The following is a 14,778-nucleotide window of genomic DNA, read 5'->3' on the forward strand; positions in this document are numbered from 1 at the left end:
CGAGGGGGTAGCCGATGTTACGGGCGGGTATCGTGCACCCCACCAGAGCACGCCGTCTCGGCCGCAGACATCGCGCAGTCGCGCTTCGTAAGGAGATCCCATGTCTCGTCAGTCCGTCATCGTCGCGGGGGCGCGCACCCCGATCGGTCGGCTCCTCGGGGGCCTGAAGTCCCAGTCGGCAGCCGACCTCGGCGGCGTCGCCATCAAGGGGGCGCTGGAGAAGGCTGGGATCACCGGCGAGCAGGTCGACTACGTGATCATGGGCCAGGTCCTCAGCGCCGGCGCCGGCCAGATGCCTGCACGCCAGGCGGCGTACAAGGGCGGCATCCCGCTGGACGTCCCCTCTGTCACGATCAACAAGGTGTGCCTTTCGGGCATCAGTGCGATCGCCACCGCCGACCAGCTGATTCGCGCGGGCGAGTTCGACGTCGTCGTCGCGGGCGGCCAGGAGTCGATGACCCAGGCGCCGCACCTGCTCAAGGGCTCACGCGAGGGCTTCAAGTACGGCGCGACGACGATGCTCGACCACATGGAGTACGACGGCCTGTGGGACGCGCTGACCGACCAGGCGATGGGCAAGCTCACCGAGGGCCGCAACGCCGATGTCGATGCGCTCTCGCGTGAGGAGCAGGACGCGTTCGGCGCGCGTTCGCACCAGCTCGCGGCCGCCGCGCAGAAGAACGGCCTCTTCGACGACGAGATCGTGCCGGTCGAGATCGCCGGACGCCGCGAGACGGTGACCGTCTCGGCCGACGAGGGTGTCCGTGGGGACACGACTCCCGAGTCGCTCGCCAAGCTGCGCCCGGCCTTCGCCAAGGAGGGGACGATCACCGCCGGCACCGCCTCGCAGATCTCCGACGGCGCCTGCGCGGTCGTCGTCATGGCCAAGGAGAAGGCCGAGGAGCTCGGTCTGACCTGGATCGCCGAGATCGGCGCCGCCGCGACCGTCGCCGGCCCCGACTCGACGCTGCAGCTCCAGCCTGCCAACGCGATCGTCAAGGCGTGCGAGAAGGAGGGCATCGCGCCCGCCGACCTCGATCTCGTCGAGGTCAACGAGGCCTTCGCCGCCGTCGGTATCGCCAGCCAGCGTGCCCTCGGCATCGACGAGGACAAGGTCAACGTCAACGGCGGCGCGATCTCGCTCGGGCACCCGATCGGCATGAGCGGTGCACGCATCGTCCTCCACCTCGCGCTCGAGCTGGCGCGCCGTGGCGGCGGCGTCGGAGCGGCGGCGCTGTGCGGCGGCGGCGGTCAGGGCGACGCCCTGATCGTGCGCGTCCCGCAGCAGTGACCCGTCCTTCGGTGCGCCGCAGGACGCGGATGCGATCCTGATGGCACGTCGTTCCGTCGCCGTCGGTGAGCTCGTCGAACGAGCCACCGGCGGCGACGCGCGTGCGGTCGCGCGCCTGATCTCACTCGTCGAGGACGCGTCGCCGCTGCTCCCCGAGGTCAGCGCGGCTCTCGCGCCGCACGCGGGGCATGCGCAGATCATCGGTCTGACCGGCTCGCCCGGGGTCGGGAAGTCGACGACGACGGGTGCGCTCGTCGCCGCGCTCCGAGCGCAGGGCCGCAAGGTCGGCGTCCTCGCGGTCGACCCGTCGTCGCCGTTCTCCGGAGGCGCGCTGCTGGGCGACCGGATCAGGATGCAGGACCATGCGGGAGACCCCGGCGTCTTCATCCGCTCGATGGCGACCCGCGGCCACCTCGGTGGGCTCGCCTGGGCCGCCCCGCAGGCGCTGCGTGTCCTCGATGCCGCAGGGTGCGACGTGATCCTCGTCGAGACCGTCGGTGTCGGGCAGTCCGAGATCGAGGTCGCCGGGCTCGCCGACACGACCGTCGTGCTGCTCGCGCCAGGGATGGGCGACGGCATCCAGGCGGCGAAGGCCGGGATCCTGGAGATCGGCGACGTCTACGTCGTCAACAAGGCTGACCGGGACGGTGCACGGCAGGTACGCCGCGAGCTGCGAGGGATGCTCTCGCTGACCGACCGTCCCGACGCGGCGTGGAAACCCCCGATCGTGCTCACCGTCGCGTACCGCGAGGAAGGGATCGACGAGGTCGTGGCAGCGCTCGACGCCCACTTCTCGCACCTGCGCACCAGCGGCGAGCTCGTGCGGCGACGCCAGCGGCGCACCCGCGACGAGATCGAGAACCTCGCGACGACCGAGCTGCGGACGCGGTTCGCGGCCCTCCACGGGGACCACCGGATCGACGCCCTCGCGGCCGATGTCGTCGCCGGCAAGAGCGACCCTTTCACGGCGTCGAGGCGGCTCCTCGACAGCCTGTGACGCTGATCACGGCGCGCCTGGCGACAGCGCCCAGTCCTTTCCGCTATAAACATCCGAGAGTGTGCCCGCAGCTTTCTGCCCCCGAGAAAGGCAGCCGTGGTGAAAAAGGCGATCAGCGTCGTCGTGGTGATCTTCGTGGTCTACTTCCTGCTCACAAATCCCACGGGGGCTGCCGACACCGTCGAGCTGATCTTCGGGTGGATCACCGACGCCCTCGGCCAGCTCGCGTCCTTCCTCCAATCACTGCTGACCTGACGGGGGGAATGTCGTGCTGCGCAGGGTCCTGAGGCTGGTACCCGATCGCAACATCGGCAAGCTCCTGCTCCTCGACGACGGCGAACGAGTCAAGGACGTCGTCCGCCACCACTGGGTCGTCTTCGTGATGCCGTACGCGATCGTGTCTGGCGGGGTGCTGCTCATCGCGATGTTTCCGCTGCTGCCGATCTCGGTCGCCGGGGTGCTTGCGCTGGTGGGGGTGGGGATCATCGGGTTCGGCATGTTCAGGGCCTCCGAGCAGCACCTCGACGTCTTCGTCATCACCAACCATCGCGTGCTCAAGATCCGAGGGGTCTTCGAGGTGAAGGTCGCGACGATGCCGATGGCCCGAATCCTCGACATCACGGTCGAGCGCACGCTGCTGGGACGGATCTTGGGCTACGGACACTTCGTCTTCGAATCTGCCGCGCAGGCCCAGGGACTGCGCGACATCAGCTTCATCCCGGATCCGCTCGAGCGCGACCGTACGATTCAGCGCGCCCTCGTCGCGGCCGGTCTGCGCGGCCCGGCGCGCTGACCGTACGCCCTCCTGCGGGCCCACCGGGGTGGACCGCGGCCTCGGTCACAGGCGTACGGTCGCCGGTGCATCACGATCGCATCTCCGGTCGCATGCCTCCGAGGCGCACCCGCCGGCTCATGCGTCACCGGTCGGCAGCCCGTTCTGGGTGGGCGTCTACCTGGCCGTGATGGGCGGGCTCACCCTGACCGCGCTCGTGTCGGCAAGGAGACCAAGGACGTCGACATCGAGGCCTGAGGGTCCCGTACGCGCGCGCCCCACGATTTGACCGGTTATCCACCGCATTCGGTCGGACCAAGGTGGATAGGCGGTCAAATCGTGGGGCGGCCAGGGTCAGACCGCGGCGTCGCGCTCCTGGGCGGCGAGGGCGCGGGCGAGGTCCGAACGGCCCTCGCTCACGTACCGGCGAGTTGTCGCGTCGAGATCGACCTCTGCCGCGAGCCACGCGTCGATCGTCGCGAGGTTCTCCGCGGACGGGTTGGCCCGAGGGAAGAAGCTCTCGAGGATCTCCGAGGCACGCCACACGCCCTTCTCGATGACCGTACGAGCGGTCTCGAGGTAGCGGTCGACGTACGGCTGCAGCAGCTCGGCCTGTCCGGGCTGCTGGAAGGCGCGAGCGATGCTGCGCTGCGTCTCGTTCGGCAAGTCGTCGCGGACGACGACCGCGTCCCACGCGACCTCCTTCGCGGCGGCGTCCGGACGGCCAGCGCGCGCGCCGGAGGCGTTCTCCTGGCCGGAGATGGTGTTGTCGCGCGCGAGCTCGGCGTCGATCTCGGCATCGCCGAAGGCGCCCGCACGGGCGAGCCCGGCGACCAGGGTCCAGCGCAGGTCGGTGTCGACGGCGAGACCCTCGGGCGTCACGGAGCCGTCGAGCAGCCCCTTGACGTACGCGATCGCGTCGTCGGACTCGGCGGCGCCGGCGTACGCGCGGACGAAGGCGAGCTGGTGGTCCGACCCCGGCGCGGCGGCGTCGAGCAGCGCACGCACACCCCGCTCCCACTGTGCGGCGAGAGCGTCGCGGTTGTCCGGCGCCGAGAACAGCGAGACGGCCGAGGCGCCCTGGCGCAGCAGCGTCTGCACCGCCGTCAGGTCGGACTCGGTGCCGACGCCGGCGAGCACGATCGGCACGAACTGGCGGGCGGGCAGCTCGGCGTCGCGGAGCATGTCCCACGCGGCACCCCAGCACAGCGCGCGCGCCAGCGAGTCGTCGATGTCGGCGATCGAGGTCGTGAGTGTCTGGAGGGACTGCTCGTCGAGGCGGATCTTGGCGTACGTCAGGTCGTCGTCGTTGAGCAGCACCAGGTCGGGCTGCTTCTGACCGATCAGCGCGTCGACCTCGGTGAGCGCTCCCTCGATGTCGGTCTCGACACGGGTGCGGCGCACGAGGCCGGCATCGGTGTAGTCGTAGAGGCCGATCGCGATGCGGTGACGGCGCAGCGTGGGGTACGCCTCGATGGCGGTCTGCTCGACCGCGAACGACGTGAACCCGCCGCTCGCGTCGACGACGAAGCGCGGACGCAGCGTGTTGACGCCGGAGGTCTGCAGCCACTCTTGCGCCCACGTGGTCAGCTCGCGGCCGGACGCCGTCTCGAGCTCGGCCAGCAGGTCCTTGAGCTCGGTGTTGCCGTAGGCGTGCTTGGCGAAGTACGCCCGCAGACCGGCGAAGAAGTCCTTCTCGCCGACCCACGCGACGAGCTGCTTGAGCGTCGAGGCCCCCTTGGCGTACGTGATGCCGTCGAAGTTCGCCTCGACCGCGTGCAGGTCGTAGTTGTCGGCCGCGATCGGGTGCGTCGAGGGCAGCTGGTCCTGGCGGTACGCCCAGTTCTTGCGCTGGTTGGTGAAGCCGGTCCAGGCGCCGGTGTACTTCGTGGCGTTGACCTCGGCGTGGTGCGAGGCGAACTCCGCGAACGACTCGTTGAGCCAGAGGTCGTCCCACCACTTCATCGTCACGAGGTCGCCGAACCACATGTGCGCCATCTCGTGGAGGATCGTGTTGGCGCGGCTCTCGTACGCGGCGTGGGTCTGGCGGCTGCGGAAGATGTACTCGTCGCGGTACGTCACCGCGCCGGCGTTCTCCATCGCGCCCATGTTGTACTCCGGCACGAACGCCTGGTCGTACTTGCCGAACGGGTAGCCCATCTCGAAGGCACCCTCGAAGAACCCGAAGCCCTGCTTGGTGATCTCGAAGATCTCGTCGGCGTCGACGTGCTCGCGCAGGCTCTTGCGGACCTGGATGCCCAGCGGGATCGTGCCGTACTCACCCTTGTAGGTGTCGGTGATCGTCTCGTACTCGCCGGCGATCAGCGCGGTGATGTAGGTCGACATGCGCTTGGTCTCGGCGAATGCCCAGCGGTCGACCCCGTCGCGGACCGAGGTCGGCTCGGGGGTGGGGGAGTTCGAGACGACGGTCCAGCCGCTCGGCGCGTCGATCGTGAACGTGAAGGTTGCCTTGAGGTCCGGCTGCTCGAACGTCGCGTACACGCGGCGGGCGTCGGGCACCTCGAACTGCGTGTAGAGATAGACGCGGTCGTCGGCCGGGTCGACGAAGCGGTGCAGGCCCTCGCCCGTACGGGAGTAGGGGAGCCGTGTCTCGACCCGCAGCTCGTTCTCGCCCTCGACGAGAGCGGTGAGCGCGATGCGGTGGTCCTCGTACGCCGACGCGTCGATCTCGGTGCCGTTGAGCCAGATCTTGGGCTCGCGTGCCTCGACCAGGTCCGCGAACGTCGACGCGCCCGCCTGGTTGCTCGAGAACCGGACGACGGTGGTCGACGCGAACTCGGTGTCGGAGACGGTCAGATCGAGGTCGACGGCGTAGTGGTGGACGTCGAGGAGCGCAGCCCGCTCCTGCGCTTCGTTGCGCGTGAGGTTGGTTCCTGGCATGGGGTCCATCCTGTCATTGGGCTGGTCCCAGGGGCCACGAGCGGGGGGCGACAGGCTCAACCGGCGGGGTCGCCCACCTCGCGGGCGTACGTCGCGGGAGGCGTGCCGACGACCTCGGTGAAACGCCGTACGAGGTGGGCCTGGTCGGTGAAGCCGAGCGCGACCGCGAGCGCGGCCCAGTCCACGGCCTCGCCCGAGCGCGCTGCCGCGGCGGCGTCGAGCAGCCGGAACCGCTGCAGCACCCACTTGGGTCCGATGCCGACGTACGTCGCGAACTCGCGCTGCAGCGTCCGCAGGCTCACGCCACCTCGTGCCGCCAACGCGTCAGCGCGCACGAGCGTCCGGTCACGCTCAGCCTCCGTGACGAGGGACCCGACCTCCTCCGCCCGAGGATCAGCTTCGTACCCGACCTCGGCCAGATAGCCCGTCAGCACGTCGACCATCGCCTCGTCCGTCGCGTCGGGTGTGAGGATGCGCGCGGCGTACGGGCGGTCGTCGACACCGAGCACCTCGCCGGCGGGCCGGACCACGTCTGACAACCCGCCTACCGGCCCTCGCAGACGGCCGTGGAACCCGCCGGGCAGGAACGACGCCCCGAGCACGTGCCCGCGTCCGACGAGCCGTCGCGAGAACGGCCGCCGGGTGACGCCGTGCACGAGCAGCCGCCCGTCCTCGGCTGCGAGGTGTACACGCGGCTGCGGGACGACCGCCTGCTCGTACGGCTCGGCGATGTCCCAGCGCACACGCCAGAGATAGTCGACACCCGGCGACGCCGACTCGATCCGGCGTACGCCGATCGGCTCGGCACGCCCGACGATCGCCTGCGGATACCCCCCGGGGTCGTGCATGCCCTCAGCCTAGGCATGTCGCGTTCGTACAAGACCTGCCATGCGCTCCGCGACGAGCATGGCAGGCATGACACACGACAAGAAGGCAGAGACCACGTTCACCGTCGCGGGCTGGGAGGAGTCGGTCGTCGAGGACATCGACGGGACCGGGGCCGAGCGGAACGGCACCTACTACCCCGACCGCGGCATCACCCGCGCCACCGTCCGCTACACCTACTCCGGCGACATCGAGGGAGAAGGCGTCGTTCACTACCTGATGACGTACAAGCAGGGCGATGCGCCCGTCCTCGCCGTCGAGCGCTTCACCGGCTCGATCGGCGGCGCCGAAGGCACGTGTGTCCTCCTGCACCGTGGTTCCCACTACGAGATGGACGTCGCCGACGCCGTCGAGGTGGTCGAGGGCATGGGGACCGGGGCGCTCGAGTCGCTGCGTGGCGAGGCGACGATCACCCTCGGGGGTCACAGCGACGACGGGTACGGGTTCGTGCTCGACTACACGCTGTGAGTGACCCCGCGGCGCACTAGCGTCGCTCGCATGTCCGTCGACACCGCCACGCGCAACCGCCCTCGCGGCGCCACGGTCCTCCTCTGGCTCGTCGGTGCCGCGTTCGTGGTCTCGGTGATCCACTACATCGACAACGTCGCGAACTACTCCTCATACCCCCAACCGGGCTCGGACGGGCTGCCGGCGCCGTCGGCGGAGGTGATCGCGGCGTCGTGGTTCGTCTTCACCCTGTGCGGAGTCCTCGGGGTGATCGCGTTCTTCCGCCACCGGCGCGCCGCGTGCGTCGTCGGACTCGCGTTCTACTCGGTCAGCGGCCTCATCGGCATCGGCCACTACACGGTCGAGGGGGCGACCGACATGGTGTGGTGGCGCCAGACCCACGTGGTCGTCGACATCCTGGTCGGCGTCGCCCTTCTCGCGTTCGCCGTGTGGGTCGCCGTCGTACGCCCCGCGCCGTGGGACCCGTCACAGCGGTCCTGACGACGAGATCCTGACGGCCGGCTCGGGCAGGATGGAGCCATGGCCCTGCCCTTCGCGACGTCGCGACGTTCCACGGTCGGCATCGAGTGGGAGCTCGCGCTCGTCGACGCCGACACCGGCGACCTCCGCCAGGTCGCCCGTACGGTGCTCGACGCACTGGCCGGTCCTGACGGGACGCCGCACCCGCACGTCCACCAGGAGCTGCTGCTCAACACCGTCGAGATCGTCTCCGGCGTCCACGAGCGGATCGCTGATGCCGGCCGCGACCTGCGCCGCAGCATCGACGAGGTGCGCGACGTCACGGGCCCGCTGCGCGTCGAGCTGATGTGTGCGGGCACGCACCCGTTCGCACAGTGGGACCACCAGAAGGTCACCGACAAGGAGCGTTACAACACGCTCATCGACCGTACGCAGTGGTGGGGCCGCCAGATGCTCATCTACGGCGTCCACGTCCACGTCGGCATCGAGGACCGCGCCAAGGTGCTCCCGATCATGCGGGCCGTCCTCGCCTACTTCGGCCACCTCCAGGCGCTGTCGGCATCGTCGCCGTTCTGGGGCGGCAAGGACACCGGGTACGCGTCCAACCGCGCGCTGATGTTCCAGCAGCTGCCGACGGCCGGACTGCCGTTCCGGCTCGAGGAGTGGTCCGACCTCGAGCGCTACACCGACGACATGCTCCACACCGGCGTCATCGATGACTTCTCCGAGGTTCGATGGGACATCCGGCCGTCGCCGCGCTTCGGCACGCTGGAGGTCCGGATCTGCGACGGCACGCCGGCGCTCTCCGAACTGCTCGCGATCGCGGCGCTCACGCAGTGCCTCGTCGAGCACTTCTCGTCCGAGCTCGATGCTGGCCGCGATCTGCCCGACCTGCCGCAGTGGTTCCTCCAGGAGAACAAGTGGCGCTCGGCCCGGTACGGGATGGATGCGATCCTCATCCTCGACGCGAAGGGCGACGAGGACCTCGTCACGACGGACGTACGACGGCTGCTGCGCCTCCTCGAGCCTGTCGCGGAGCGCCTGGGATGCGCTGCGGAGCTGGCCGACATCGAGACGATCCTCGAGGGCGGAGCCTCGTACCAGCGACAGCGTGAGGTCGCCCGCCGCCACGGCGGTGACCTCCAACCTGTCGCCTTCTCGCTGGTCGAGGAAATGCACGCCGGTCGTCCGTTGTTGTGATCTGCGAGACTTCCGATCCGTCGGCGTTTCGCCGACACCCCCGACGAGAGGTGAGCATGTCCGACACCGTTGACATGTGGTTCGATCCGCTGTGCCCCTGGGCCTGGATGACGTCGCGCTGGCTGCTCGAGGTCGAGCAGGTCCGCGACGTGGAGGTCCGCTTCCACGTCATGAGCCTGTCGGTCCTCAACGAGAACGCCGAGGACCTCCCCGAGCGCTACCGCGAGATGCTCGACCGCGGGTGGGGCCCGGTGCGCGTCGCGACGGCGGCCGCCCAGAAGCACGGTGCGCACGTCCTGCGCGACCTCTACACCGCGATCGGCACCCGCGTGCACCCCGGCGGTCGTCCGCTCGACGCGACCGTGCTCGCCGAGGCGCTGGAGGAGGTCGGGCTGGAGCCCGAGCTGGTCGAGGCCGCCGACACCGACGCGTACGACGACGCCCTGCGGGCCTCTCACGAGCGGGCGATGGAGCTCGTCGGTACGGATGTGGGCACGCCCGTCATCGCGGTGAACGGCATCGCGTTCTTCGGTCCGGTCGTGTCGCCTGCGCCGAAGGGCGAGGCTGCGGGCCGGCTGTGGGACGGCTGCCTCCTCGTCGCCGGGACGGACGGCTTCTTCGAGATCAAGCGCACCCGGACGCGCGAGCCGATCTTCGACTGAGGTCCACCCGCCTCCGCTCCGCCCCGACCACTTTCCGTTGGGGCCAACGAAGACGTCAGGCCCCACCGGATCCTTCCGTTGGGGCCTGCACTTTCCGTTGGGGCCAACGGAAAGTGCAGGCGCTAGGGTCCTCGGCATGGACCACGACATCGCCGCAGAGCGTGCCGCCGACCGTGCCGAGGCCCTCGCGGACTCGATCCGCATCGACGTCGCGCACGTCGCCGACCTCGACGCGGACGGGGTGCCGGTGCGCCTCTACCGGCCGGAGGACGACGTCCCGGTCCTCCTGTACGTCCACGGCGGCGGCTGGGTGTTCCACGACCTGGAGACCCACGACGCGTTCTGTCGCTACCTGGCGAACGCGACCGGCTGGGCGCTGCTGTCCGTGGACTACCGCCGCGCCCCCGAGGCCCCATACCCCGCGCCGCTCGACGACGTCGCGACCGCGCTCGCCTGGTTGCGCGCGCACGGCGACGAGTACGAGCTCGACACCTCCCTGATCGCGGGGATCGGCGACTCCTCCGGAGCCAACATGATCGCCGGGCTGTCCGTCCGCGATCCGGAGGCGCTGGCGTACCAGGTGCTCGTCTACCCGCCGGTCGACGCCTTCGCTGACACGGTGTCGCGGCGCGAGGAGGGGAGCGGCGCTTACGACTTCGTGACGTCGGACATGGACTGGTATTGGGACCAGTACGCCCCCACCGACGAGGCCAAGCGCAACCCCGAGGCCTCGCCGCTCCTCGCCCCCGACCTTGCCGGACAGCCGCCCACCCTCGTGATCACCGCCGAGCACGACCTGGTGCGCGACGAGGCCGAGGCGTATGCAGCGCGGTTGACCGATGCCGGCGTCCCGACCGTCGCCTGGCGGGCGCTCGGGATGGCCCACGGCTTCTGGCGCCGGCCGTGGGAGTTCGCCGAGTCGCGGTCGGCCGTGCGGCTCGTCTCGGGCACGTTGCGCGACCTGGCAGCGACGCTGGGACAATGACGTCATGCGCGTTCACCTCGGTTGCGACCACGCCGGCTTCGAGCTCAAGAACCACCTCCTGACCCACCTGCGCGATCAGGGGCACGACGTCGTGGACCACGGTCCCGCCACGTACGACGCCGAGGACGACTACCCGCCGTTCTGCTTCGCCGCCGGCGAGGCCGTCGTCGCCGACCTGGGCAGCCTGGGCGTCGTGATCGGTGGTTCCGGCAACGGCGAGCAGATCGCCGCGAACAAGGTCGACGGCGTGCGTGCGGCGCTCGCGTGGTCGCTCGAGACGGCGCAGCTCGCCCGCGAGCACAACAACGCCAACGTCGTCGGCATCGGCGCCCGCATGCACTCCACCGAGGAGGCGACCACGATCGTCGAGGCGTTCCTCGCGACGCCGTTCAGCGGAGTCGAGCGCCACGCTCGCCGGATCTCGCTGCTCGCTGCGTACGAGGAGTCGCGCGGCACCGAGGTCGCCGAGCGGCGAGAGGACTTCTGAGGCGTGCCCGAGGGACACACCCTCCACCGGCTCGCGCTCGACCTCGATGCGGCCTTCGGCGGTGACAGGACCTGGTCATCGAGCCCGCAGGGACGCTTCGCCGAGGGCGCCGCGCGGATCGGCTCGCGGGTCATGGAGGGCGCGGAGGCGTACGGCAAGCAGCTCTTCGTCCGGTTCGCCGGGCTAGAGGAGCAGGTCCGCATCCACCTCGGGCTGATCGGGGGCCTCGCGATCCATTCCGGGCTGCCCGACCCGAGCGCGATCGGTGACCTCTCGGCCCGCCCGGTGGTGGGGCAGGTGCGCTGGCGTCTGGAGTCCGTACGGGCGTGGGCCGACCTGCGGGGCGCGACGGTGTGCACGCTGATCACGCCGGACGAGAAGGCCGCCTACCTCGCCAAACTCGGCCCCGACCCGCTGCGCGACGACGCCGATCCCGAGCGTGCCTGGCGCCGGATCAACCGCTCGAAGATCACGATCGGGGCGCTGCTCATGGACCAGTCGGTCCTGGCAGGCGTCGGCAACGTCTATCGCGCGGAGGTGCTGTTCCGGCACGGCCTCGACCCCTTCATGGAGGGACGGTTCCTCCGGCGGGCCGAGTGGGACGCGATGTGGGGCGACCTCGTCGGGCTCATGGCGTACGGGGTCACGCACAACCGCATCGACACCGTACGGCCCGAGCACGAGCCGGAGGCGATGGGGCGCGCGCCGCGCAAGGACGACCATGGGGGAGAGGTCTATGTCTACCGGCGGACGCACATGCCCTGTCTCGTGTGCGGGACGCCGGTGCGTACGGAGGTGCTGGCCGGGCGCAACCTGTTCTGGTGCCCTCGTTGCCAGCCGCGAAGCCGCCGCCGTACTCCGGTCAGGGGCTGAGGATCAGCTCAGGTCGGGGAGGGCTCGCGAGGCCAGCATCGCGCTGATCTCCTCGCGTTCGCGGCGTGCGGCGGTGAGCTCGTTGGCGGAGTGGAGGGCGTTGGCGCACGACACGTCCGTCGAGGCGAGGCGAGCGAGTCCTGAAGCGGCGAACTGCCATGCGAAGCTGAGCGGTCTCATCGATCCCCCTGGGTCGTCCCGACGCGGCACCTGGTCCGCCTTCCCTGTCGAGCGGGCCAGGCGCCGCGTTGTGAGTGCCGTGTTGGTGATGCGTGATCACCGGAAACGACACGTTCCACGCTAGGCGGTCGAGGAATCCGAGCGGTTAGCCCGACATGACATGTGCGTTAACGCTGCCAGGACGGACATAGCGGGCCCCAATTCACTGGGCGCGGAGAAATCGATTGAGGTCCTCCGTGAGGGTCCCTAGGGTCGGGATGGCCGGTCGGTCCTGGCCGGCTTCCGATAGGAGGGGACCGTCCATGAGGAAGACCTTGGTACGCACGCTGGCCTCGGCGACAGCCGTCGCTGCCGTCACCGCGGGTGGCGTCGGTGCGTTCGCGAGCCCGGCGAACGCCACCGACTACCGGTGCAAGACCAGCGCGAAGGAGTTCCCGACCAACGGGTACAACGCCGACGTCAAGGTCGAGCTGTGCCTGATGAGGAACTGGGGCGGCTCCGGCGGGAGCTCGGAGATCAAGAGCGCCTACGCGAAGGTCAGCTGGGGCGAGTCGGGATCGGGCAAGTTCGAGAAGTTCGCCGTGCAGGTGCGGATCGAGCAGAACGACTCGATCATCAAGTCCAAGACCTGCGAGGTCACCAACATCAACAGCACGACGGGCTCGTACACGTGCTCGCTCGGACCGTACACCGGCATCTCGGGCAACACCGCCGACGGCACGGTCACGTACAACGTCAACGACGACGGCCTGGGCAACCAGACCTGGGGCCTGGCCGGAACGCCGAAGCTCTGACCTGCGACCACGCTGCTCGGCTCGGGCCGGGCGGCGTGGCTCGGGGGCGTGCTGGAGCGGACGACGGGAATCGAACCCGCGTAATCAGTTTGGAAGACTGAGGCTCTACCATTGAGCTACGTCCGCGCGCTGTGCCGCATGGCCGTACGCCCTGCGGTCAACCGCGACCATGATGCCACACTTGCCCTGCCGATCCGCGACGGGGGCGACCAGGTGGAGCGGACGGTGAGGATGCCCGCGATTCGGGGTCGTCCGCCATCGTCTACTACAGTGGTTCGGGCGCCCGCACCGCCCAAACGGTGCGTACCGGGATGTAGCGCAGCTTGGTAGCGCATCCGCTTTGGGAGCGGAGGGTCGCAGGTTCAAATCCTGTCATCCCGACTGCCGATGACACGTCACCACAGCGGTGACGATCTTGCACGACGACCAAGGAGAACGTACTCGTGAAGAGTGCCCAGGAGACACTGAGCCCCACCCGGGTCAAGCTGACCATCGAGGTGCCCTTCGATGAGCTGAAGCCGGCTCTCGACAAGGCGTACAAGGCCGTGGGGTCGCAGATCTCTGTGCCGGGCTTCCGCCGCGGCAAGGTCCCTGCGAAGGTCGTCGACCAGCGCGTGGGTCGCGGGACGATCCTCGACCAGGCCATCAACGACGCCCTCCCGGGCATCTACTCGCAGGCCGTCGCCGAGGCCGAGCTTCAGCCGCTCGGACAGCCCGAGGTCGATGTGACCCGCCTCGAGGACGGCGACCTCGTCGAGTTCACCGTCGAGGTGGACATCCGCCCGGAGTTCGAGACCCCTGACCTGAGCGACATCGAGGTCAGCGTTCCCGACGTCAAGGTCGAGGACAGCGACGTCGACGAGCAGGTCCAGGCGCTGCGCGAGCGTTTCGCCACCCTGACCGAGGTCGACCGCCCGGCCGCCGAGGGCGACTTCGTCACGATCGACCTGTCGGCCAGCAAGGACGGCGAGAAGATCGAGGCCGCGCAGGCCAACGGCATCGTCTACCAGGTCGGCAAGGACTCGATGCTCGACGGGCTCGACGACGCCGTGACCGGCATGTCCGCCGGGGAGTCCAAGACGTTCCAGACCCAGCTCGCCGGTGGCGACCTCAAGGGCGAGGACGTCGACGTCGACGTCACCCTGACCACGGTCAAGGAGCAGGAGCTCCCCGAGCTCGACGACGACTTCGCTCAGACCGCGTCGGAGTTCGACACCGTCGACGAGCTGCGTACGGACATCGCTGAGAAGCTCACCCGCGGCAAGCGCATCGAGCAGGCCGCCGAGGCACGCGACGCTGTGCTCGAGGCAGCCGTCGAGAAGATCGACGTCCCGCTGCCCGAGGCCGTCGTCGAGGCCGAGATCGCGAGCCGTCGCCAGCAGATCGAGCAGCAGCTCGCGTACGCCGGCATGACGATGGAGGCCTACCTCGACACCGAGGAGCAGACCATCGACGAGTTCGAGGCCGATCTTGAGAAGCGTGTGCGCGACTCGCTCGTCGCGCAGTTCCTCCTCGACCAGATCGCGACCGACTCGGAGGTCGGGATCGAGCAGGACGAGCTGACCGAGCACATGCTGCGTCGCGCCCAGCAGTCCGGCGAGGACCCGCAGTCGTTCATGCAGCACATGGTCGAGCACAACCACATCCCGGAGCTGGTCGCCGAGATCGTGCGCGGCAAGGCGCTGGCCACGCTCGTCGAGGACGCGACCGTCAAGGACGAGTCGGGCAACGTCGTCGATCTCAAGAATCTCCGTGGCGACGGCAGCATCGACGAGGCCGACGAGACCGAGTCCGCCGACGCCTGATCTGCGCCAGGTTCGTACG

16 protein-coding genes and 2 tRNA genes are annotated in these 14,778 nt (G+C 69.5%); 14 read left to right on the plus strand and 4 right to left on the minus strand.

Annotation, left to right across the window (positions count from 1 at the left end; translation table 11 throughout):
• Positions 1-100 precede the first annotated feature (100 nt).
• The 4 genes from HCT63_RS16890 (at position 101) to HCT63_RS16905 (ending at position 3,081) form a co-directional block, all read left to right on the plus strand.
• Entirely contained in the window at positions 101-1,291 is a 1,191-nt protein-coding gene (locus tag HCT63_RS16890; protein ID WP_167007598.1) for an acetyl-CoA C-acetyltransferase, read from the plus strand.
• A gap of 40 nt (positions 1,292-1,331) precedes the next feature.
• Entirely contained in the window at positions 1,332-2,288 is a 957-nt protein-coding gene (meaB, locus tag HCT63_RS16895; RefSeq protein WP_167007601.1) for a methylmalonyl Co-A mutase-associated GTPase MeaB, read from the plus strand.
• Positions 2,289-2,384: 96 nt separating this feature from the next.
• Positions 2,385-2,543: a hypothetical protein gene (locus HCT63_RS16900; RefSeq protein ID WP_167007602.1), complete on the plus strand. Its 159-nt coding sequence runs from the start codon at positions 2,385-2,387 to the stop codon at positions 2,541-2,543.
• A 13-nt stretch (positions 2,544-2,556) separates the two neighbouring features.
• Positions 2,557-3,081, plus strand: coding sequence for a PH domain-containing protein (locus HCT63_RS16905; protein WP_167007605.1), 525 nt, complete (start codon positions 2,557-2,559; stop codon positions 3,079-3,081).
• 333 nt (positions 3,082-3,414) lie between these two features.
• Here the strand turns inward: HCT63_RS16905 and pepN are convergent, their stop codons facing one another.
• Together pepN and HCT63_RS16915 are read right to left on the minus strand one after the other, a co-directional pair.
• Positions 3,415-5,961 carry an aminopeptidase N gene (gene pepN, locus HCT63_RS16910; protein WP_167007608.1) on the minus strand — a complete coding sequence of 849 codons (2,547 nt, stop codon included), beginning with the start codon at positions 5,959-5,961 and terminating at the stop codon, positions 3,415-3,417.
• A 56-nt stretch (positions 5,962-6,017) separates the two neighbouring features.
• Entirely contained in the window at positions 6,018-6,809 is a 792-nt protein-coding gene (locus tag HCT63_RS16915; RefSeq protein WP_167007611.1) for a helix-turn-helix domain-containing protein, read from the minus strand.
• A gap of 67 nt (positions 6,810-6,876) precedes the next feature.
• Between HCT63_RS16915 and HCT63_RS16920 the strand changes: the two genes are divergently transcribed.
• From HCT63_RS16920 to HCT63_RS16950, 7 genes are all read left to right on the plus strand, one after another.
• Positions 6,877-7,314, plus strand: coding sequence for a DUF3224 domain-containing protein (locus HCT63_RS16920; protein WP_167007614.1), 438 nt, complete (start codon positions 6,877-6,879; stop codon positions 7,312-7,314).
• A 30-nt stretch (positions 7,315-7,344) separates the two neighbouring features.
• Positions 7,345-7,794 carry a hypothetical protein gene (locus HCT63_RS16925; RefSeq protein WP_167007617.1) on the plus strand — a complete coding sequence of 150 codons (450 nt, stop codon included), beginning with the start codon at positions 7,345-7,347 and terminating at the stop codon, positions 7,792-7,794.
• 39 nt (positions 7,795-7,833) lie between these two features.
• Complete coding sequence (locus HCT63_RS16930; RefSeq protein ID WP_167007620.1) at positions 7,834-8,973, plus strand: glutamate--cysteine ligase; 1,140 nt, start codon at positions 7,834-7,836, stop codon at positions 8,971-8,973.
• 56 nt (positions 8,974-9,029) lie between these two features.
• Complete coding sequence (locus tag HCT63_RS16935) at positions 9,030-9,635, plus strand: DsbA family protein (protein ID WP_167007623.1); 606 nt, start codon at positions 9,030-9,032, stop codon at positions 9,633-9,635.
• Between the two features lie 136 nt (positions 9,636-9,771).
• Positions 9,772-10,620, plus strand: a complete 849-nt coding sequence (locus HCT63_RS16940) for an alpha/beta hydrolase (RefSeq protein ID WP_167007626.1) — start codon at positions 9,772-9,774, stop codon at positions 10,618-10,620.
• Between the two features lie 4 nt (positions 10,621-10,624).
• On the plus strand, positions 10,625-11,107 hold the full coding sequence (locus tag HCT63_RS16945; protein WP_167007629.1) for a ribose-5-phosphate isomerase: 483 nt from the start codon (positions 10,625-10,627) through the stop codon (positions 11,105-11,107).
• Between the two features lie 3 nt (positions 11,108-11,110).
• On the plus strand, positions 11,111-11,980 hold the full coding sequence (locus tag HCT63_RS16950) for an Fpg/Nei family DNA glycosylase (RefSeq protein ID WP_167007631.1): 870 nt from the start codon (positions 11,111-11,113) through the stop codon (positions 11,978-11,980).
• A gap of 3 nt (positions 11,981-11,983) precedes the next feature.
• Here HCT63_RS16950 and HCT63_RS16955 read toward each other — a convergent pair whose 3' ends face one another.
• Positions 11,984-12,160: a hypothetical protein gene (locus HCT63_RS16955; protein ID WP_167007633.1), complete on the minus strand. Its 177-nt coding sequence runs from the start codon at positions 12,158-12,160 to the stop codon at positions 11,984-11,986.
• A 302-nt stretch (positions 12,161-12,462) separates the two neighbouring features.
• Between HCT63_RS16955 and HCT63_RS16960 the strand changes: the two genes are divergently transcribed.
• Positions 12,463-12,954 (plus strand): hypothetical protein, encoded by a 492-nt coding sequence (locus HCT63_RS16960; protein ID WP_167007635.1) that lies wholly within the window; start codon positions 12,463-12,465, stop codon positions 12,952-12,954.
• A gap of 52 nt (positions 12,955-13,006) precedes the next feature.
• On the opposite strand, the gene HCT63_RS16965 is transcribed toward HCT63_RS16960, so the two are convergent.
• Positions 13,007-13,080: transfer RNA gene (locus HCT63_RS16965), tRNA-Gly, on the minus strand.
• A gap of 181 nt (positions 13,081-13,261) precedes the next feature.
• On the opposite strand from HCT63_RS16965, the gene HCT63_RS16970 reads away from it, so the two are divergent.
• Together HCT63_RS16970 and tig are read left to right on the plus strand one after the other, a co-directional pair.
• A tRNA-Pro gene (locus HCT63_RS16970) sits at positions 13,262-13,335 on the plus strand.
• Positions 13,336-13,397: 62 nt separating this feature from the next.
• Positions 13,398-14,759, plus strand: coding sequence for a trigger factor (gene tig / locus HCT63_RS16975; RefSeq protein ID WP_167007637.1), 1,362 nt, complete (start codon positions 13,398-13,400; stop codon positions 14,757-14,759).
• Positions 14,760-14,778: the final 19 nt, after the last annotated feature.

Origin of the sequence: Mumia sp. ZJ430, from assembly GCF_011751845.1 — a bacterium.
Lineage (GTDB): Bacteria > Actinomycetota > Actinomycetes > Propionibacteriales > Nocardioidaceae > Mumia.

Bases quoted from the DNA above. Each gene is read 5' to 3' on its own strand.
- HCT63_RS16890 (WP_167007598.1), top strand. From the start codon at position 101: ATGTCTCGTCAGTCCGTCATCGTCGCGGGGGCGCGCACCCCGATCGGT.
- HCT63_RS16915 (WP_167007611.1), bottom strand. From the start codon at position 6,809: ATGCACGACCCCGGGGGGTATCCGCAGGCGATCGTCGGGCGTGCCGAG.
- pepN (WP_167007608.1), bottom strand. From the start codon at position 5,961: ATGCCAGGAACCAACCTCACGCGCAACGAAGCGCAGGAGCGGGCTGCG.
- HCT63_RS16925 (WP_167007617.1), top strand. From the start codon at position 7,345: ATGTCCGTCGACACCGCCACGCGCAACCGCCCTCGCGGCGCCACGGTC.
- HCT63_RS16960 (WP_167007635.1), top strand. From the start codon at position 12,463: ATGAGGAAGACCTTGGTACGCACGCTGGCCTCGGCGACAGCCGTCGCT.
- HCT63_RS16955 (WP_167007633.1), bottom strand. From the start codon at position 12,160: ATGAGACCGCTCAGCTTCGCATGGCAGTTCGCCGCTTCAGGACTCGCT.
- meaB (WP_167007601.1), top strand. From the start codon at position 1,332: ATGGCACGTCGTTCCGTCGCCGTCGGTGAGCTCGTCGAACGAGCCACC.
- HCT63_RS16935 (WP_167007623.1), top strand. From the start codon at position 9,030: ATGTCCGACACCGTTGACATGTGGTTCGATCCGCTGTGCCCCTGGGCC.
- HCT63_RS16940 (WP_167007626.1), top strand. From the start codon at position 9,772: ATGGACCACGACATCGCCGCAGAGCGTGCCGCCGACCGTGCCGAGGCC.
- HCT63_RS16920 (WP_167007614.1), top strand. From the start codon at position 6,877: ATGACACACGACAAGAAGGCAGAGACCACGTTCACCGTCGCGGGCTGG.
- HCT63_RS16945 (WP_167007629.1), top strand. From the start codon at position 10,625: ATGCGCGTTCACCTCGGTTGCGACCACGCCGGCTTCGAGCTCAAGAAC.
- HCT63_RS16930 (WP_167007620.1), top strand. From the start codon at position 7,834: ATGGCCCTGCCCTTCGCGACGTCGCGACGTTCCACGGTCGGCATCGAG.